The following is an 18,123-nucleotide window of genomic DNA, read 5'->3' on the forward strand; positions in this document are numbered from 1 at the left end:
ATGTCTCCGGAAGCCGCATCGCCTCGAGAGGCAATCCTTCAGTTTCTCGCATCGCTTCGAAGTCCTGCGCGTATTCTCGTCGCGATCTCGGGCGGCAGCGATTCCAGCGGCCTGCTTCTCCTCCTCGATGAAGCCGTGAAGGCCGCGCCCCATCTTGAAATTTCCCTTTGTGCCGCGACGGTCGACCACGCGCTACGCGCCGGCTCCGCAGACGAGGCGCGAGAGGTCGCAGCCCTCTGTGCATCCCTCGGCATTCCCCATATTATCTCGACATGGCAAGGCGAAAAGCCGAAAACCGGCATCATGGCTGCGGCCCGCGAAGCCCGTTACAGCCTTCTGGCCGAGGCAGCGGAAGCGTTCGGCGCCAATCTTATCGTCACCGGCCATACGCTGGACGACCAGCGTGAAACGCTGCGGATGCGCGGGATGCGAACAGAGCAACTTTCGAGCGGTATCGCCGACGCCGTGCTCTTCGACCGGCGCCTCTGGATCCTGCGGCCGCTTCTTTTTGTCGCGCGGGCAGATATACGCGCTTTCCTGCGGGCGCGGGGCGTGCGGTGGATCGACGATCCGAGCAATGAGGATACCAAGTACGAGCGTGTGCGGATGCGCCGGCAGCTGTCTGCCGGTCCTGCGGCGGAGACGGATATTCGCGCAGTCTGGGAAGAAAGGCTGGCCCTGTCGTCTCGAGCCGCCGAGTGGCTGGATTGTCATTTCCAGCTTCACGGCGGCGTGCTTGGGCAGGTAATGCCCGACGGGTTGCGGCAGGACCATGCGGTCCTCGACTATACGCTCGGCCGCCTGACAGCCGTGTTCGGCGGGCAGCCATTCGCGCCGGGCAGGGTGCAGATGGACCGTGTTCTCGCATTCGCCGCCGGCAGCAAGCCGGGACGGATGACCACCGGCCGAGTGGTGTTCGATCTCAGGTGCGATGGGCTTTATCTGGCGCGGGAGAACCGGGGGATAATGCCGCTGGTGTTGCGGCCGGGGGAGGCTGGGGTTTGGGATGGGAGGTTCCGTGTTGAAAACCGGCTACGAACGACCATGAGGGTGGAAGCTCAGGCCACGCGCTCCGCCCTCATTCCTGTGCCCGTCACAGGAATCCAGCCGCCGCGGGTCGGCGCGGCGAATGACTCATCGATGCGTAACAAGTCTTCTGCGCCCAAGGACTTGGACGCGCTGGAATCCTGTGACGGGCACAGGAATGAGGGAGGGCGGGACAGGGGGCTTCCCAAATCCGCATGGAAACGCGTAATCGAGTCGGCGCCCGCCTTATCCTCAGATGGAGCCTATTTATCTCCAGAATCCGCTTCAATGGTTGAATTGACGCCCTATTTCGCACCCTTCGACCGCTTTTTGACACGATTTGATTTCATCTTTGCCGACAGGCTTTCGGCGGTTTTCGCGATGGCGCCCTATGCGGGGCTGCCTTTAAGAAGTATTGACGGAAAAACCATCTGACTTGGGGGATTGCCTTGGCAATAGCGCGGCGCAACCCTATGTTAGAACCTAATTAAGACGGTCGCCATGAGGCGGCTGTTGCAGTGCTGGGGAGTTCAATGAACCCTAACTTACGTAATTTCGCATTGTGGGCGATCATCGCGCTTCTGCTGATCGCCCTTTTCAGCATGTTTCAGACGGCGCCGGCGCAGACGGGTTCCCGCGATATCCCTTATTCGCAGTTTCTGCGTGAGGTTGATGCGGGCCGTGTGAAGGAAGTCGTGGTCACGGGCAACCGTGTCTCGGGAAGCTATGTTGAAAATGGCTCCACCTTCCAGACCTATTCGCCTGTCATCGACGACAGCCTGCTTGATCGCCTGCAGCAGAAGAATGTGCTGGTTTCCGCCCGTCCAGAAACGGATGGTTCTTCGGGTTTTTTGAGCTATCTCGGCACGCTGTTGCCGATGCTTCTCATTCTCGGCGTCTGGCTGTTTTTCATGCGACAGATGCAGGGCGGCTCCCGCGGCGCGATGGGTTTCGGCAAGTCCAAGGCCAAGCTGCTGACGGAAGCGCATGGCCGGGTGACCTTTGAAGACGTCGCCGGCGTCGACGAGGCCAAGCAGGATCTCGAGGAAATCGTTGAATTCCTGCGTGATCCGCAGAAGTTCCAGCGTCTCGGTGGCAAGATCCCGCGCGGTGTGCTGCTGGTCGGCCCTCCGGGCACCGGTAAGACGCTGCTCGCCCGCTCTGTCGCCGGCGAAGCCAACGTGCCCTTCTTCACCATTTCGGGTTCCGACTTCGTCGAAATGTTCGTCGGCGTCGGTGCAAGCCGCGTGCGCGACATGTTCGAGCAGGCGAAGAAGAATGCGCCCTGCATCATCTTCATCGACGAAATCGATGCCGTCGGCCGCCATCGCGGCGCCGGTCTCGGCGGTGGCAACGACGAACGCGAGCAGACGCTGAACCAGTTGCTGGTCGAGATGGATGGTTTCGAGGCGAATGAAGGCGTGATCCTGATTGCCGCCACCAACCGCCCCGACGTCCTCGACCCGGCGCTGCTGCGTCCCGGCCGTTTCGACCGCCAGGTCGTGGTGCCGAACCCCGACATCGTCGGCCGGGAGCGCATCCTCAAAGTGCATGCCCGCAACGTTCCGCTGGCGCCGAATGTCGATCTCAAGGTTCTTGCCCGCGGCACACCCGGTTTCTCCGGTGCCGATCTGATGAACCTCGTCAATGAAGCCGCCCTCATGGCTGCCCGCCGCAACAAGCGTGTCGTCACCATGCAGGAGTTCGAGGACGCCAAGGACAAGATCATGATGGGCGCCGAGCGCCGTTCCTCGGCAATGACCGAAGCGGAGAAGAAGCTCACCGCCTATCACGAGGCCGGCCACGCCATCACCGCGCTTAACGTCGCTGTTGCCGATCCGCTGCACAAGGCGACGATCATTCCGCGCGGCCGTGCGCTCGGCATGGTCATGCAGCTTCCCGAGGGCGATCGCTACTCGATGAGCTACAAATGGATGGTCTCGCGCCTCTGCATCATGATGGGCGGCCGTGTCGCCGAGGAACTCACCTTCGGCAAGGAGAACATCACTTCAGGCGCGTCTTCAGACATCGAGCAGGCCACCAAGCTTGCCCGCGCCATGGTCACGCAGTGGGGCTTCTCCGATCAGCTCGGTCAGGTCGCTTATGGCGAGAATCAGCAGGAAGTCTTCCTCGGTCACTCGGTTTCGCAGTCGAAGAATGTTTCGGAAGCGACCGCGCAGAAGATCGACAATGAAGTGCGCCGCCTGATCGACGAAGCCTATTCGCAGGCCCGAACGATCCTCACGGAAAAGCACGACGAATTCGTCGCCCTTGCCGAAGGTCTGCTCGAATACGAGACCTTGACCGGTGATGAGATCAAGGCGCTGATCCGCGGTGAGAAGCCCTCCCGCGATCTCGGCGACGATTCGCCGCCGAGCCGTGGATCGGCCGTTCCGAAGGCCGGCGTGCGGCCTGCCACCAAGGGTGATGAGCCCGAAGCCGGTCTCGAACCGCAGCCGCATTGAAGCTGTGACAGCATCTCGAAAACAGGCCGGATTTCCGCTATGGGAGATCCGGCCTTTTTTATTGGTAACGGGATATAATCATTTTTCTCGCTAATTTACGTGCCGATTGCCGCAATTTGTGGCATTCCGCTGAAGAGAAGCAAGCATGAATCACGCTCCTGGACTGACGACAATCCACTGAAGCCGGATTTGCTTGGAACGATGCGCTGCCTAGAATGGCGCGCCAAAGCGCAGGAGTGCAGATGAAAAGACGCTATTTCGGTACGGACGGTATTCGCGGTCAATCCAACGTCTTCCCGATGACGCCGGATCTCGCCATGCGGGTCGGCATCGCCGCCGGCACGATCTTCCGCCGGGGCAACCACCGTCATCGCGTTGTCATCGGCAAGGATACGCGCCTTTCCGGCTATATGCTTGAGAACGCCATGGTGGCAGGCTTCACGGCTGCGGGCCTCGACGCCTTCATTCTCGGCCCGATTCCGACGCCTGCCGTCGCCATGCTGACGCGTTCGCTGCGCTGCGATATCGGCGTGATGATCTCCGCTTCGCACAATCCTTATGAAGATAACGGCATCAAACTGTTCGGCCCCGACGGCTACAAGCTTTCGGACGACATCGAAGCCGAGATCGAGGACCTGCTCGAAAAGGATCTGAACGCGCAGCTTGCCAAGTCCGACGATATCGGCCGCGCCAAACGCGTCGACGGCGTGCATGATCGTTATATCGAACATGCCAAGCGCACACTGCCGCGCGACGTGACGCTGCAAGGGCTGAGGGTCGCGATCGATTGCGCCAATGGTGCTGCCTACAAGGTGGCGCCCGCCGTGCTCTGGGAGCTCGGCGCCGATGTCGTTACCATCGGCAACGAACCGAACGGCACCAATATCAATCTCAATTGCGGTTCCACCAGTCCCGTCGCATTGCAGAAGAAAGTCGATGAGGTTCGGGCCGATATCGGTATCGCGCTCGACGGCGACGCGGACCGCGTCATCATTATCGACGAGAACGGTTCGATCGTTGACGGCGACCAGCTGATGGCCGTCATCGCCGAGAGCTGGGCCGAGAGCCAGCAGCTGCGCGGCAACGGTATCGTCGCCACTGTCATGTCCAATCTCGGCCTCGAGCGTTTCCTCGACGAACGCGGCATGGCGCTTGCCCGCACAAAGGTCGGCGACCGCTACGTTGTCGAGCATATGCGCCAGCACAATTACAATGTCGGCGGCGAGCAATCGGGACACATCGTGCTTTCGGATTACGGTACGACAGGCGACGGTCTGGTCGCAGCGCTGCAGATCCTTGCCGCGGTCAAGCGCACCGGCCGCACCGTCAGCGAAGTCTGCCGGCGCTTCGAGCCGGTGCCGCAGCTCCTGCGCAATGTCCGCATCAGCGGCGGCAAGCCGCTGGAGGATATTCAGGTACAGAAGGCGATTGCCGATGCCGAAGCCGAGCTCGCCAGAAACGGCCGCCTCGTCATCCGGCCTTCGGGCACCGAGCCGTTGATCCGCGTCATGGCCGAGGGCGACGACCGCACTCAGATCGAGCGCATCGTCAACGAGCTGATCGGGATGATCTCGAATGTCCGGACCGCTGCCTGACACTCTGTGTGAACAGATAATCAAAGGGCCGGTGCGTGAGCGCCGGCTTTTTTGTTGTGCACGTCGGCGGCATGTATCTCTGCTCAAACCATTTTCCGACGCAGTCGATCTTCTGTTTCATGCGACTTCGATGCTTGAAATCAAAGTAAATAAGCGTGGTTAAGCAGCTTTTAACGTTTTCAATTCATTATCCATGCCAAGCGTATCAGATTGGCAGCGACTGAGCCTGCCGACGCAACGGGATTTTGGAGTGAAATCCATGAAGAGAAGCTTGTCCGGCATCCTCGCAGCATTGTTGATAGCGACAAACGCCTATTCCGCGGATCTCGCCCCTGCCGAACCCATCCCTGAACAGCCGCCGGAGGTGGCGGTTGCCGAAGCGACCGGCTGGTATCTGCGCGGCGACGTCGGTTATGCCTTCACCGATCTGCGCGGCGCGCGCTATTTCCAAGGCAGCAACGCCACGGAGGTCGATTTCGACGACGCCGATGTCGACGACGCATGGACGGTTGGCGGCGGTGTCGGTTATCAGATCAACAGCTATCTGCGCACCGATCTGACCTTCGACTATCTCACCCAGGCGGATTTCAATGGCTCGACATCCGGGCAGTGCGGCTTCCCGCTGGTGGATTGCACCTCGCGCGACCGCTCTTCGCTGACCGCCTATACGCTGCTGGCCAACGCCTATGTCGATCTCGGCACCTACGGCTATGTGACGCCGTATGTCGGCGCCGGTATCGGCGGCTCCTACGTCAAGTGGAAAAACCTGCGCAATGTCGCCTGCGCCGATGACGGCAGCTTCTGCGACGACGAGGTCACCCACGGCGGCAAGGGCAACTGGCGCTTCACCTACGCCCTCATGGCCGGCGCCTCGGTCGACGTCACCTGCAACTTCAAGGCCGATGTCGGCTACCGATACCTGCATATCGATGGCGGCAACATGTTCGGCTATGCCGAAAATGGCGGTCCGGGCCGCGACAGGGGCCTCAGCGCCCATGAAGTCCGCGTCGGTGGCCGCTACCTCTTTGGCGGATGCGCTCAGCCGGTCGCCTACGAGCCGCCGGCAATCCCGCTGCAGCAGCCGGTCTACAAGTAAGCCTCTCAAGCCATCGCATCAGAAGCCGCCCCCGCTCCGGGCGGCTTTTTCATTTTTCGCCACCCTGCCTGCGTCAAAATATCTACAGCTTGCGACACTTCGATCTTGACTATGAAGCTTCCGATCCATACACACGGCGGCGGGACACCCTTCCCCAACGAAGGGCTTTCTATCTGAGAGGATAGCATCATGGCGAAGACCGCAAAGCCGGACATCCGTCCGCACAATACCCATTTTTCTTCTGGCCCCTGCTCGAAGCGCCCCGGTTGGTCGCTCGAAGCCCTTTCCGACGCGGCCCTCGGCCGTTCGCATCGTGCGAAGGTCGGCAAGGCCAAGCTCAAGCAGGCCATCGACCTTACCCGTGAAATTCTCGAAGTGCCGGCGGATTACCGCATCGGCATCGTTCCGGCCTCCGACACCGGCGCCGTCGAAATGGCGCTCTGGTCGCTGCTCGGCGAACGCGGCGTCGACATGCTCGCCTGGGAAAGCTTCGGCGCCGGCTGGGTAACCGATGTGGTCAAGCAGCTGAAGCTCAAGGATGTGCGCAAGCTCGAAGCGGGTTACGGCGAGCTTCCCGATCTTTCCGCCGTCGATTTCGACCGCGACGTCGTCTTCACCTGGAACGGCACGACCTCGGGCGTGCGCGTCCCGAATGCCGATTTCATTCCTGCCGACCGCAAGGGTCTGACGATCTGCGACGCCACCTCGGCCGCTTTTGCCCAGGAGCTCGATTTCGCCAAGCTCGACGTCGTCACCTTCTCCTGGCAGAAGGTGCTGGGCGGCGAAGGGGCCCACGGCGTCATCATTCTCTCGCCGCGTGCCGTCGAGCGTCTCACCACCTACACGCCGGTCTGGCCGCTGCCGAAGATCTTCCGCATGACCTCGGGCGGCAAGCTGACGGAAGGCATCTTCCAGGGCGAGACGATCAACACGCCGTCGATGCTCTGCGTCGAGGACTATATCGATGCGCTGCTTTGGGCCAAGGAGCTCGGCGGTCTTCAGAGCCTGATCGCTCGTGCCGATGCCAATGCCAAGGTCATCCACGATTTCGTCGCGGCAAACGACTGGATCGCCAATCTCGCCGTCAAGGCGGAAACGGCCTCCAACACCTCCGTCTGCCTGAAGATCGTCGACAAGGACATCACGGCGCTCGATGACGACGGCCAGGCGAATTTCGCCAAAGGCCTCGTCGGCCTCCTGGAAAAGGAAGGTGTCGCCTATGACATCGGTCATTACCGCGACGCGCCGTCGGGCCTGCGCATCTGGGCCGGCGCCACGATCGAGGCGTCCGACATGCAGAAGCTGATGCCCTGGCTTTCCTGGGCCTTCGAAACGCAGAAGGCGCAGCTTGCTCAGGCCGCCGCCTGACGTGATCGCGTCCGGCTTCGCCACATCCGGCGGAGCCCAGCATTCCATTTTCATTCATCGCTGAACACTTTTGAAGGAGGCCACAATGGCACCTCGCGTTCTCGTATCCGACGAATTGTCGGAAACCGCCGTCCAGATCTTCCGCGACCGCGGCGTCGAAGTCGATTTCGAACCGCAGCTCGGCAAGGACAAGGACCGTTTGCTCGCAGTCATCGGCAAATATGATGGTCTGGCCATCCGCTCAGCCACCAAGGTGACGGAAAAGATCATCGAAGGGGCGAAGAACCTCAAGGTTGTCGGCCGCGCCGGCATCGGCGTCGACAATGTCGATATCCCGGCCGCCTCGCGCCGCGGCATCATCGTCATGAACACGCCTTTCGGCAATTCGATCACGACCGCCGAACACGCCATCGCCCTGATGCTCGCCGTCGCCCGCCAGCTTCCGGCCGCCGATGCCTCGACGCAGGCCGGCAAATGGGAGAAGTCGAAATTCATGGGCGTCGAGATCACCGGCAAGACGCTCGGCGTCATCGGCGCCGGCAATATCGGCTCGATCGTCTGCTCCCGCGCCATCGGTCTGAAGATGCATGTCGTCGCCTATGATCCGTTCCTTTCCAAGGAGCGCGCGGAGGAGATGGGCGTCACCAAAGTCGAACTCGACGAGCTTTTCGCCCGCGCCGATTTCATCACACTGCACGTGCCGATGACCGACAAGACGCGCGGCATCCTCAACAAGGAAGCGCTGGCAAAGACGAAGCCCGGCGTGCGCATCATCAATTGCGCCCGCGGTGGCCTGGTCGATGAAGCGGCACTTGCCGAAGCCATCAAGTCCGGCCACGTCGCCGGTGCCGCCTTCGACGTCTTCGAAGTCGAGCCCGCCAAGGAAAGCCCGCTGTTCGGTCTGCCGAACGTCGTTTGCACGCCGCATCTCGGCGCTTCGACGACCGAGGCGCAGGAAAATGTCGCGCTGCAGGTTGCCGAACAAATGTCGGACTACCTTGTCAACGGCGCGGTCTCCAACGCCATCAACATGCCGTCGATCACGGCTGAGGAAGCGCCGATCCTGAAGCCCTTCATCCGTCTTGCGGACGTTCTCGGCGCCTTCGTCGGGCAGGTCACCGAGGAGCCGATCAAGGAAATCGAAATCCTCTATGATGGTGTGACCGCCAATATGAACACGCGGGCGCTGACGAGCGCGGTTCTTGCGGGCCTGATCCGCTCGCAGGTCGCCGACGTCAACATGGTTTCCGCGCCGATCATGATCAAGGAAAAGGGCATCGTGCTTTCCGAGGTCAAGCGCGACAAGACGGGCGTCTTCGATGGCTATATCAAGCTGACGGTGACGACCGAAAGCATGACGCGCTCCGTCGCCGGCACGGTGTTTTCGGATGGCAAGCCGCGCTTCATTCAGATCAAGGGCATTAACCTTGATGCCGATGTCGGTTCGCACATGATCTACATCACCAATACCGACGTCCCCGGCATGATTGGCTTCATCGGCACGACGCTCGGCACTGCCGGTGTCAATATCGCCAACTTCCAGCTCGGCCGCGACAAGCAGGGTGGCGACGCAATTGCGCTGCTCTATGTCGACGGCGAGGTGGATGATGGCGTGCTCACGCAGTTGACGGCGCACCAGGCGATCCGCCAGGCAAAGCTGCTGACCTTCAATATCGACTGAGTTTCCTTCCTCCAAGGAAAACAAGAGCCCGGCGCAGGAAACGGCACCGGGCTTTGCTGCGTCAGGAACAGGTTTCAACGGTGCCGACGCCGCCGGACGATCCTGCCGAGACGGGCGGCTTCGTCCTGCGCCTTCGTGCGGTGGAGGAAGGCGAGCCTGCTGCCGTCGAAACCCTGGAAGAACTCGTCCCAGGAAATCTCTTCCAGTGGCTCGGAGGAGAAATCGACGCGGACGGTTTCGCTGTCACGCGCGTCCTTTATGCGGGCGGGATGGCCGCCGCGCGCTTCGATCCAGTCTCTGATCCTGGTGTAATCCGTCGTCGTGCCGAACCTGGCCATGAAACCCTCCGCAGCATTCGATTGCGACATTGATCTTCGGCAACGCGTATCCGGCAGAATAGTTCCATAGGGCGAAATTATTTTTTTCACTGTTTGCAGTTGTGCCGGTCAGGCATTCGTTATTTTGAGAATGGCGGCCGGGAGCTGCGTAATTCGCATGGGCTGAAGGAGGATGACATGAAACACTATTCATTCTCGATAATCGGACTGGCGCTGGCGGCTGTCGTCATCGCCAATCCAGGCATCGCATTCGCCTGCAACAAGCTGATCGGCGCCTGAGCAGTACCCCCCGCTTCCAAGGCGTGGCTTCAGCCGCGCTTGCTTTCTCACGCGATCGCGAGCTGTCCGCCGCCGCCCCTTGCGTCGCGATACAATCCTTTCTATATCGGTCACCTACCGAAAAAGGCGGCCGATCCCGCCTGAGATCAGCAATCCGCCGCAATTGCAGCGCAAGGGCGGGTTATGAGCGCGCAGAATTTGGCACCGCCGTTGAACACACTGGATTTTGACAAGAAGCCGGAAGAGACCCGCGTCGTCGTCGCCATGTCGGGCGGCGTCGATTCCTCCGTCGTGGCCGGCCTTCTCAAACAGCAGGGTTACGACGTGCTCGGCATCACCCTGCAGCTTTACGATCATGGCGCCGCTGTTCACCGCGCCGGCTCCTGCTGCGCCGGCCAGGACATCGACGACGCCCGCCGCGTCTGCGAAACGCTGGGCATTCCGCATTACGTACTCGATTATGAAAAGCGTTTTCGCGAGACGGTGATCAATCCTTTCGCCGAAAGCTACGTGGCGGGCGAAACACCGATCCCTTGTGTTTCCTGCAACCAGACCGTCAAGTTTGCCGATCTCTTGGCGACCGCCAAGGAGCTCGGCGCCGATGCGCTGGCGACGGGTCATTATATCCGCTCGCGACCGAACCCTTCGGATGAGAAGCCCGGCCGCCGCGCGCTTTTCCGGCCGGCCGACGCCGACCGTGACCAGAGCTATTTTCTCTTCGCCACGACGCAGGAACAGATCGATTATCTGCGCTTTCCGCTGGGCGGCCTGCCGAAGGCCGAAACCCGCAGGCTCGCCGAAGAGATGGGGCTCGTTGTCGCGAAGAAGGCCGACAGCCAGGACATCTGCTTCGTGCCGCAGGGCAAATATTCCGACATCATCACCAAGCTGAAGCCGAATGCGGCGCTCGCCGGCGAGATCGTCCATCTCGACGGCCGCGTATTGGGAAGCCATGAAGGCATCCTGCACTTCACCATCGGCCAGCGCCGCGGCATCGGCATCGCCACGGGCGAACCGCTTTATGTCGTCTATCTCGATGCCCGCTCACGCCGCGTCATCGTCGGGCCGAAGGAAGCGCTGGAAACGCACCGCGTCTATCTGCGCGATGTCAATTGGCTGGGCGACGTTCCGCTCGCGGAGGCCGCTTCCGGCCGCGGTTTTGTCTGCTACGCCAAGGTCCGTTCGACGCGGGCACCGGCGCCTGCCGTACTGCATGTCGATGCCACCGGCACCTATGTCGATCTGACCGTCGGCGAGGCGGGTATCGCGCCCGGCCAGGCCTGCGCCCTTTATTCGGCGCCCGGCGACGACGCCCGTGTCTTCGGCGGCGGTTTCATCGAACGCTCCGAACGCGAACCTTCGGCCGAAGCTTCGCTCAAGGCCTTGCTGGCCGGCCCCGTCGCTGCCTGAAACCCATCAGAAACGATGGGCGGCAAAGCTCAGCGTTTTTCTCCATCCTGCGCTTGACACAAAGCCGAAGCGCACCTTATAAGCCGCTCATCCCACGAGCCCGCAGCGCTTCGCGAGCAGGTATCGTTTGACCAGTGGCGGAGTAGCTCAGTAGGTCAGAGCAGAGGAATCATAATCCTTGTGTCGGGGGTTCAAATCCCTCCTCCGCTACCAACAAAACAGACGACAAGTCTGGTCCGGCAATTCCTTCAAGCCATCCCTTGATCTCATAGTGGTAGGCCTCTCCCGGTTTCCTTCGGGAAACGATGATGCCTGAGATGACATCCCTGAAGGCTCTCGCCATTTCAACCGTTGGCTCTGCCCCTCGCTCCTTGAGGATTTCGGCCAGGCTTTCCACATCCTCCCGAAATCTCGTCACCGCCTTCGGCTTGATTTCGATCACGTTCGACGGCGGCTCTTGTGCGGCAAGTTCACTCTTCAGCCGTTCGCGCTCTGCCTTCATCGGGGGCAGCATCGACAGAACGTCCTCTTCTTCAATCGTTCCTCGGGCTACCTGATCGAGAAGGCGGCCAATCCGGTCTTGGACGTCCGCCAGCGCCCGTTCAGTGTTGCCACGACTATTGCGACGCTCCGCGGCTATCCGCTTGCTCTCGGCTTTGTATTCTTCGACGTAGGCGTCGATGATTGAGGTGTCAGCGAACATTACCCGCAGCCGGTCAATGACATCGCGTTCGATCTTCTCGACGTAATAGCGGGCATCATTGGAGCAACTGCCCGATTCCTTGTTTACGGTGCACTGTACGCGCGGCCCGCTCCGATCGGCGCCGATGATTGACAGCGATCCTCCGCACTCGCAGCGTAGCAGACCAGACAGCAGCCTCTTGTTCTTGGGCGCAGTCCGCGCGGCCACTCCAGTTCGTTCCTTCTTACTGTCCTTCACGAGCTGAAAAAGCCTGTCATCAACGATCCGAAGGTGAGGGGCGTCGATTGTCTCGACCGCCGAATCGTCATTGATCCGGGACACCCTTTTACCGGTCGAAGGATCTTTGACCATGTGGACTCGGTTCCAAACGATCTGGCCGGAATAGATCGGGTTCCGAAGAATACCGTTGCCGCGATTGCTGTTGCCGTTGATGGTCGAAGCGTTCCACTGCTTGCCGCGGGGCGCCGGCACACGCTCGTCATTCAACGCCTTTGCAATAGTGCGCGCGCTAATCCCAGCCTCGTACATGTCGAAGATCCTGCGGATGATGGCCGCCTCTTCCTCGACGATCTCCAACTCGCCCTTCTGGCCGGCGATCGGTCGATATCCATAAGCCTTGCCTCCGGGATTGCGGCCAGAGCGCACGACGCCGGTCATGCCGCGCTTTACCTTGCGGGCGCCTTCCTCGCGCTGCATCTGTCCGACGATGCCATACATGCCGATCTGGACGGTATCCATTAGACCGCCGTTGACGCATTGCATCTCGATGTTGCGGAATTTCAGCACCTTGTGGACGTGGGCGAGGTCGGCAATGTCACGCGACACGCGATCAGTGGATTCGGTGATCAGGATATCGAACTCGCCGCGTTCGGCGGCTGTCATGAGATCAGCAAGACCAGGGCGGCCAAACATCGAAGCGCCCGATTTTGCCTTGTCCGAAAACTGCTTGATGACCTTGGCGCCCAGCCGGCCGGCGAAGTCCTGGCATAATCTGAACTGATCCTCGACCGATTTGTCGTTCTGCAAATCGGTCGAGTAGCGAGCGTAGAGTACCGCGCATTTCATTGTTTTGTTGCCTGCTTTTCCTCTGAGAGGTTTTCATTAGCGGGCTCGGGCGGAATGGCGTCAAGTCGCGCCCGCCTCCTGGCGAGCGCCTTAACCAGTTCGATGAGGGGGCTTGGGGCCTCCATGGCCTAGTTCCCCCCGTTATCCACAGGGGTCCGCTCGTCACCAAGCAGCGACCGAAGGAAGATGCGCAGCGCATGTTCGCTGCCGATCGTGCAGTTGGCGATGCTGTCGAAGACGTTTTCGTCGCGCAACGCGATCTCAGCTTTCGCCCGGACATCATCGAGCGATCGGCATGGTTCTTTCAACATTGCCGTCTCAGCGTCTTCCTTCGCTTGCCAGAGCTCATCGTTGTCATGGCCGGGGTCGAGTTTCATCTCATTGCTGAACCGGGTATCCGCCGCGCGCCAATCCTCGATAGCTCGCGTGAGCGAAGGACTTAGTGCGCTGTTTGTTGTGATCTTACCGGCGACTATGCGAGCGACAGTCATGGAATAGTCGTTGACCGCGCTCATGAACCCCAGGACAAGCCCCTTCGCCGCCTGCTTTGCGATCATATCCAGAACGATGTTGCCGAGAAGGGTAGCATTGCCGACAGTCGGATGTTCGCCGACGTATTCCAGATACTCGAGGGCAAGACTGCGGCCCTTCGCGGAATCACAGGTATAGTTGCCCGTGACGGAATAATCGCCGGCGGTCTGGACGTTCCAGTATTCGATCCCGCCACCCTCTGCGCGGGTTCTGGGCCGCATGAAAGAAAGATCGACGGCTGGATGAGGAGACTTAAGCATTGGAGCTGCCCTCCATCTCCCGCCGGGATACGTAGGCGCCGGGAATGTCGAAGTGTTCGATCCCCACAGCCACGTGCGCCACGTGGAAGTGTGCGATGTTGATGAGACTGGTGACGCGATCGAGCGGGTTATTCCGCCCCCCATCAGGAAGCCTGTAGTCGACCTCCTCGACCAGCAAATTACGGATTGTGTCCAGCAGCCGCTCAAGGTCGGCAAGCTCGTAAACGAGGTCGGAAGGTTTGAGGTTTGCATTGGGCTTCATCGGATCATCTCCCCTTCACCCGCGGCGTAAAATGCATCTCGGACCCGTGTCGCCCGGAAGGAGACGTCGTTCCAGGCAAAGCTCAGGGTCTCAAGCTGGTATTTTGTCAGCATGATCATCAGCGCGTCGTTGCCTCTCGTTTCCATCGGGACCAGTTGGTCGTCGAGAAGGTCGGCAAGAATGTCGGTCATGTGGTTGAGGCAGCAGATCTCGTGTTCGAGGTCTCTGAACGCGCTGATGATCTCGGCGTCGGTAGGCGGTACTTTCGGCATAGCTTCGCCAGCGGCCGTTTTCATGTTCGGCATGATCGTATCTCCAGTGATGTTTGGGAGATCGGCGCAACGTGCGCCGGTCGCTGGTTAGTTGCAGTTCCGGAAGTTGCGTACGGCCGTCTTGAGGCGCCGGCGCGCATTGGCCTCGTTCTTCTTGGCGTAGACGAGGTTCTGATAGGCTCCGTGAGTGTCGCCCATCATCGCCTTCCACTCGTCGCTGTCTCGCTCGATGCGCGCGATGCCGCGGGTCTCCTTCCAATCGGCGTAGGCTTCGCGCAGCACCTGCTTTTTCGTGCTGACGTTGGCTTCGTATGCGTCGAGCTCAATTGCGCAGTTCGCCACGACCACCATCAGGTGGATCTTCTGGGCGGTGTGGGCGATTGAAGACGTCGCATCTTTCGTGCTATGACTTCCCATGTCCAAATCTCCAAGGTGTGGACGTTGATTTCCGCTGCCAGGCGGTAGTCTTTCGAATTCGGCGATCATCGAGGCTGCAACCTCGTTAGATCGCCGTTTTCATTTTTGGGCCAAGACCGGCAATTTGGCGGCTTGGAGCTTCTCCATGCGCTCAACGATACAGCGGATGATTTCACTGTTCTGCGAGCTTTGGTTTCTTTTGGCTTCGGCTTCGACGAAGGATTTGGCCTCGTGCGGAAGCCGCAGCATTACTTTCTTCAATCCCCGATTCACGCTCTTCTCCTTCGTTAAGGTTAATATGTCATAGTGCTACCATTGCCGTCAATGCCGATGTAGCACTATGACATCATTAATATAGAAGTGTTGATTGGAGGCCGATTATGGCCAAGAGCACGATTTCGAAAGACCCAGTTTCGGAGCAAGATAAGTTCATGCTGCGCCTGCCGGCAGGTATGCGCGATGCCATCCGAGAGGAGGCGGACGCCAATGGCCGCAGCATGAATGCTGAGATTGTCCATCGCCTTGAAAATTCGCTCGATCCCAATTTTTTTGGATCCGAGTTCAAAAGGGTCAGTCAGAATTACGAAGCATCGTCGTCTACAGTGAACCATTTTCTTCAGATGCTTGCCAAGAAGAATGTGCTGTACGTAGCGCTGGATGCTGGGGCTGTTCCAATTTCGTGGCCCGAAGTAATGACCAACCTGAACGCCATTGCATCTGCCCTCGAGGAGCCAATTGAAAAGATCGACGCTGCTGTCTTCACGCCCCAGGTGTCGCCGTCGCGAATCAGAGAAGACGCATGGTTCGCTCTCCTCGATTTCTTTCGAAAGCAACGGGCAGGTTCGGACGACGAAAGCTGATTGTCGGGAAGGGGTACGCAGGTTGTGCGTACCGTTGTCGCGCTCGCTCGACCTCGCCTTAGCAAGAACAGGCGGCGCGGCGCCTTCATGAGCAGTTTCCACCGACGACGTAAACCTGACAAGGACCGTTTCGGCGAGCCGATCGATGGTCCGCTTGACACTGACTTGCCGGGTTTCCAGCAGATCTCCGATCTCCCGGCTCGACATCGCGGGTCTGGAAGTGAGCTGCTGCATGTGCACTCCATCGTTTAAGATGGGTGTATCTTAATGAATGATTTTTCAGGCGTCAATTGTCTGTGACTGAAATTTCAGTCATATGATGCTCAGCTCACGATGGATGCTTGTTACAATGGCGTGGATAGAAACCGATTCTCCCTCGCCAGAACTGTAAGCATTTTCCATTCCAAACGTGGTGGATGGAATTTTGTACGATCGGTAGACCGGGTCTTTTGATTTTGGCACTAATCGGAAGCCTTCATCGCTCTCTTCGACCACGCGAACGATCCATTCATCCAGGTTTTGAGATGCCAAGGAGTGCTCGACGATGACAATCTGCCCATTCCGCAGGTCGTACTGATCTCCGAAGCCGCTGGCGGCCATCAAGATGTCGCCCTTGAAGATTCCGATGTTTTCCAGGGAATGATCGAGCAGCCGATAAGGAAATACACTGAACTTCGGCAGGCGAAGATCCGTAGCAACCGGGTACTGCTGCTCCTCAAGGGTCTTATCCAATGCCCACTCTAGGTTTCTTTCAAATGAGCGGTGTTCCAGGGGAATACGGGCGCGAAAGACACCGCTCTCGATATCTCGGACCGCTGGCAACAAACTAAGGTCGCGAAATGGCTGTTTAGGATCTTTCGATGTCGTTGCGATTTCTGTGCCGCCGACAAGATAGCTAAGCGAGCATTGCAAAGGGCCTGTCAGCTTCTGGATAGTGTCCAACCTCGGGCTAGTTGAATTTCCAGCAAGAATATCTTGAACAGCAGATCTGCCGAGGCCGGCCTCCAAGGAGACGGCCGCAGCACTTTTCCTTAGGACTTCAAGGCGGTGCCTTATGCGGTCTGCGAGCGTGTTTGGTTCTTTTTCCATGACTGGAATATCAAACGGATCGAATGAAAAATCCAGAACGAAAAATCAGCCGCCGGCTTGATGGCGAATGATTTTTCCGTTAACGTTAATGGATGGAAAACGAACTTCGCTCTACTTTGCTCGACACCGCGTCCGCTTTTGCCAAAGCGTGCGGATGCGCTTTATCAACGGTTTCCCGTCGCGTTAAAAACGACGCGGCGTTTTTTTCACGTATCAAAGACACTTCCAAGACATTCACGGCGCGCACCTATGATGAGGTCATGCTTTGGTTTGCAGAAAATTGGCCTGCCGGAAGGCAGATGCCTCTCGGCCTGATGAAATGGATGGCTGAGACCGGCCACCGGCGGGCGGAACTAGTATGACCGCAACGTTGGAAGAGCAAACCGCTGCGTGGGAATCCTACCGTCTAGCGAAGGTTAACGCCGATAGGTCTCTCAGCTTTCAGGACGGGCGCGCCGCCGCGTTGGCTTGGCGCGCGTTCATCGCCCTCTTTACGGACCGGCCGGCGCCGGGATCGGTCGACCTGCTATCTCGCCCAAAAGTGGCGATCCTCCCCGGAAATAGACATCGCGGTTCCGGAGGCAGATCAACCCATGAGCGATGAGCTGGATGTGCAATGCCTCCCGTACATGCCGCTTCAGATCGAGCGACTGCGGAGGTCGAAGGCTTGGCTTCGTTGTAAGCGGAATCCGGAGATCGCGTTTTATCTGATGAACCTTTGGATGCGTGCCTGGCACGAGATCCCGGCCGGCAGCATCGAGGACGACGACGATGTTTTGGCCGATGCCGCCATGTGCTCGCCGGCGAAATGGGAAGAGTTGAAGGACGACATCCTCAAGGGTTGGGATCGACGCGACGGACGAGTATGGCACAGCACTGTCATAGAGCTTGCCACGGAGGCTGTCGGCAAGCTTCGCACGAACAAGACGCGCACTGCGGCAGCTCGGGAGGCGCGAGAACGTCAACGTCAGTCTTCTGTGACAGACACTGTGACAGGGAATGTCACTGACTCTGTAACAGAGCACGAAGGGAAGGGAAGGGAAGAGAAGGGAATAGAAAATAATACAACATCTGACGATGTTGTTGCCGCCGACCCTTCCAAATCTCAGATTTTTGCCTTCGAAGCTCAGGCAATCCGATTAACTGAGGCGAACCTGGAGCAGTGGCGGAAGGCATTCCCGCATGTCTCGCTCGAGGCGGAGCTATGGGCCCTGGACGAGTGGGCGGGCACCAAGGGCAAGCGCTGGTTCACTGCCGTCAGCGGAGCGTTGGCGAAAAAGGAACGAGAGGCCGTCGAGCGGGTCGCCACGGCCGCAGCAGTTCGCGATCGCGGAGGAGGTCAGCGACGGCCTGATCCTCGAATATGAAAACTCCGACCGACATTCTCGACAAGCACGGCATTCGCC

Annotated in this window: 18 protein-coding genes, 1 tRNA gene and 1 pseudogene; 12 read left to right on the top strand and 8 right to left on the bottom strand. The window is 59.4% G+C overall.

Annotation, left to right across the window (positions count from 1 at the left end; genetic code table 11):
• The 6 genes from tilS to serA all read left to right on the top strand — a co-directional run bounded on the left by tilS (window position 1) and on the right by serA (window position 9,231).
• The gene (gene tilS / locus HJC00_RS07505) at window positions 1-1,461 is read left to right on the top strand and encodes a tRNA lysidine(34) synthetase TilS (RefSeq protein WP_221163816.1); all 1,461 of its coding nucleotides are present in this window, start codon (window positions 1-3) and stop codon (window positions 1,459-1,461) included.
• Window positions 1,462-1,559: 98 nt separating this feature from the next.
• A complete protein-coding gene (gene ftsH / locus HJC00_RS07510) occupies window positions 1,560-3,491 on the top strand; it encodes an ATP-dependent zinc metalloprotease FtsH (RefSeq protein WP_210629944.1) in 1,932 nt (643 codons plus the stop codon).
• Between the two features lie 242 nt (window positions 3,492-3,733).
• Complete coding sequence (gene glmM / locus HJC00_RS07515) at window positions 3,734-5,086, top strand: phosphoglucosamine mutase (RefSeq protein WP_210629945.1); 1,353 nt, start codon at window positions 3,734-3,736, stop codon at window positions 5,084-5,086.
• A 259-nt stretch (window positions 5,087-5,345) separates the two neighbouring features.
• Entirely contained in the window at window positions 5,346-6,182 is an 837-nt protein-coding gene (locus HJC00_RS07520; protein ID WP_210629946.1) for an outer membrane protein, read from the top strand.
• A gap of 189 nt (window positions 6,183-6,371) precedes the next feature.
• The gene (locus HJC00_RS07525; protein WP_210629947.1) at window positions 6,372-7,550 is read left to right on the top strand and encodes a phosphoserine transaminase; all 1,179 of its coding nucleotides are present in this window, start codon (window positions 6,372-6,374) and stop codon (window positions 7,548-7,550) included.
• A gap of 85 nt (window positions 7,551-7,635) precedes the next feature.
• On the top strand, window positions 7,636-9,231 hold the full coding sequence (serA, locus tag HJC00_RS07530) for a phosphoglycerate dehydrogenase (protein WP_210629948.1): 1,596 nt from the start codon (window positions 7,636-7,638) through the stop codon (window positions 9,229-9,231).
• A gap of 74 nt (window positions 9,232-9,305) precedes the next feature.
• Here serA and HJC00_RS07535 read toward each other — a convergent pair whose 3' ends face one another.
• Window positions 9,306-9,569 (bottom strand): hypothetical protein, encoded by a 264-nt coding sequence (locus tag HJC00_RS07535; protein ID WP_210629949.1) that lies wholly within the window; start codon window positions 9,567-9,569, stop codon window positions 9,306-9,308.
• A 489-nt stretch (window positions 9,570-10,058) separates the two neighbouring features.
• Between HJC00_RS07535 and mnmA the strand changes: the two genes are divergently transcribed.
• The 3 genes from mnmA (at window position 10,059) to HJC00_RS32360 (ending at window position 11,946) form a co-directional block, all read left to right on the top strand.
• Window positions 10,059-11,258: a tRNA 2-thiouridine(34) synthase MnmA gene (mnmA, locus tag HJC00_RS07540; RefSeq protein WP_221163830.1), complete on the top strand. Its 1,200-nt coding sequence runs from the start codon at window positions 10,059-10,061 to the stop codon at window positions 11,256-11,258.
• Window positions 11,259-11,394: 136 nt separating this feature from the next.
• A tRNA-Met gene (locus tag HJC00_RS07545) sits at window positions 11,395-11,471 on the top strand.
• Window positions 11,472-11,715: 244 nt separating this feature from the next.
• Complete coding sequence (locus HJC00_RS32360) at window positions 11,716-11,946, top strand: hypothetical protein (RefSeq protein ID WP_246826472.1); 231 nt, start codon at window positions 11,716-11,718, stop codon at window positions 11,944-11,946.
• Window positions 11,947-11,976: 30 nt separating this feature from the next.
• On the opposite strand, the pseudogene HJC00_RS07550 reads toward HJC00_RS32360, so the two are convergent.
• From HJC00_RS07550 to HJC00_RS07575, 6 genes and pseudogenes are all read right to left on the bottom strand, one after another.
• Window positions 11,977-13,026 (bottom strand): annotated as a pseudogene (locus tag HJC00_RS07550) (recombinase family protein); the annotation flags it as partial.
• A gap of 128 nt (window positions 13,027-13,154) precedes the next feature.
• The gene (locus tag HJC00_RS07555) at window positions 13,155-13,817 is read right to left on the bottom strand and encodes a hypothetical protein (protein WP_221134795.1); all 663 of its coding nucleotides are present in this window, start codon (window positions 13,815-13,817) and stop codon (window positions 13,155-13,157) included.
• Window positions 13,810-14,079, bottom strand: a complete 270-nt coding sequence (locus HJC00_RS07560; protein WP_221134796.1) for a hypothetical protein — start codon at window positions 14,077-14,079, stop codon at window positions 13,810-13,812. The genes HJC00_RS07555 and HJC00_RS07560 overlap by 8 nt, the downstream gene beginning before the upstream one ends.
• Window positions 14,076-14,384, bottom strand: a complete 309-nt coding sequence (locus tag HJC00_RS07565; protein ID WP_221134797.1) for a hypothetical protein — start codon at window positions 14,382-14,384, stop codon at window positions 14,076-14,078. Before HJC00_RS07565 ends, HJC00_RS07560 begins: the two co-directional genes overlap by 4 nt.
• 54 nt (window positions 14,385-14,438) lie before the next feature.
• Window positions 14,439-14,768 (bottom strand): hypothetical protein, encoded by a 330-nt coding sequence (locus tag HJC00_RS07570; RefSeq protein WP_221134798.1) that lies wholly within the window; start codon window positions 14,766-14,768, stop codon window positions 14,439-14,441.
• 99 nt (window positions 14,769-14,867) lie between these two features.
• Window positions 14,868-15,041, bottom strand: a complete 174-nt coding sequence (locus HJC00_RS07575; RefSeq protein WP_221134799.1) for an Arc family DNA-binding protein — start codon at window positions 15,039-15,041, stop codon at window positions 14,868-14,870.
• Window positions 15,042-15,148: 107 nt separating this feature from the next.
• Here HJC00_RS07575 and HJC00_RS32975 point away from each other — a divergent pair, with 107 nt between their 5' ends.
• The gene (locus HJC00_RS32975; RefSeq protein WP_221134800.1) at window positions 15,149-15,628 is read left to right on the top strand and encodes an Arc family DNA-binding protein; all 480 of its coding nucleotides are present in this window, start codon (window positions 15,149-15,151) and stop codon (window positions 15,626-15,628) included.
• A gap of 312 nt (window positions 15,629-15,940) precedes the next feature.
• On the opposite strand, the gene HJC00_RS07585 is transcribed toward HJC00_RS32975, so the two are convergent.
• Window positions 15,941-16,717 carry a helix-turn-helix domain-containing protein gene (locus HJC00_RS07585; RefSeq protein ID WP_221134801.1) on the bottom strand — a complete coding sequence of 259 codons (777 nt, stop codon included), beginning with the start codon at window positions 16,715-16,717 and terminating at the stop codon, window positions 15,941-15,943.
• 92 nt (window positions 16,718-16,809) lie between these two features.
• Between HJC00_RS07585 and HJC00_RS07590 the strand changes: the two genes are divergently transcribed.
• Both HJC00_RS07590 and HJC00_RS07595 read left to right on the top strand, forming a co-directional pair.
• Window positions 16,810-17,079, top strand: a complete 270-nt coding sequence (locus tag HJC00_RS07590) for a hypothetical protein (protein ID WP_221134802.1) — start codon at window positions 16,810-16,812, stop codon at window positions 17,077-17,079.
• Between the two features lie 231 nt (window positions 17,080-17,310).
• Complete coding sequence (locus tag HJC00_RS07595; RefSeq protein WP_221134803.1) at window positions 17,311-18,084, top strand: DUF1376 domain-containing protein; 774 nt, start codon at window positions 17,311-17,313, stop codon at window positions 18,082-18,084.
• The last annotated feature ends 39 nt before the right edge of the window (window positions 18,085-18,123 follow it).

Source organism: Rhizobium sp. NLR22b (assembly GCF_019685295.1).
GTDB lineage: Bacteria > Pseudomonadota > Alphaproteobacteria > Rhizobiales > Rhizobiaceae > Rhizobium.

Coding starts and splice junctions, on each gene's coding strand:
- tilS (WP_221163816.1), top strand. CDS start 1: ATGTCTCCGGAAGCCGCATCGCCTCGAGAGGCAATCCTTCAGTTTCTC.
- ftsH (WP_210629944.1), top strand. CDS start 1,560: ATGAACCCTAACTTACGTAATTTCGCATTGTGGGCGATCATCGCGCTT.
- glmM (WP_210629945.1), top strand. CDS start 3,734: ATGAAAAGACGCTATTTCGGTACGGACGGTATTCGCGGTCAATCCAAC.
- HJC00_RS07520 (WP_210629946.1), top strand. CDS start 5,346: ATGAAGAGAAGCTTGTCCGGCATCCTCGCAGCATTGTTGATAGCGACA.
- HJC00_RS07525 (WP_210629947.1), top strand. CDS start 6,372: ATGGCGAAGACCGCAAAGCCGGACATCCGTCCGCACAATACCCATTTT.
- serA (WP_210629948.1), top strand. CDS start 7,636: ATGGCACCTCGCGTTCTCGTATCCGACGAATTGTCGGAAACCGCCGTC.
- HJC00_RS07535 (WP_210629949.1), bottom strand. CDS start 9,569: ATGGCCAGGTTCGGCACGACGACGGATTACACCAGGATCAGAGACTGG.
- HJC00_RS07555 (WP_221134795.1), bottom strand. CDS start 13,817: ATGCTTAAGTCTCCTCATCCAGCCGTCGATCTTTCTTTCATGCGGCCC.
- HJC00_RS07560 (WP_221134796.1), bottom strand. CDS start 14,079: ATGAAGCCCAATGCAAACCTCAAACCTTCCGACCTCGTTTACGAGCTT.
- HJC00_RS07565 (WP_221134797.1), bottom strand. CDS start 14,384: ATGCCGAACATGAAAACGGCCGCTGGCGAAGCTATGCCGAAAGTACCG.
- HJC00_RS07570 (WP_221134798.1), bottom strand. CDS start 14,768: ATGGGAAGTCATAGCACGAAAGATGCGACGTCTTCAATCGCCCACACC.
- HJC00_RS32975 (WP_221134800.1), top strand. CDS start 15,149: ATGGCCAAGAGCACGATTTCGAAAGACCCAGTTTCGGAGCAAGATAAG.
- HJC00_RS07585 (WP_221134801.1), bottom strand. CDS start 16,717: ATGGAAAAAGAACCAAACACGCTCGCAGACCGCATAAGGCACCGCCTT.
- HJC00_RS07590 (WP_221134802.1), top strand. CDS start 16,810: ATGGAAAACGAACTTCGCTCTACTTTGCTCGACACCGCGTCCGCTTTT.
- HJC00_RS07595 (WP_221134803.1), top strand. CDS start 17,311: ATGAGCGATGAGCTGGATGTGCAATGCCTCCCGTACATGCCGCTTCAG.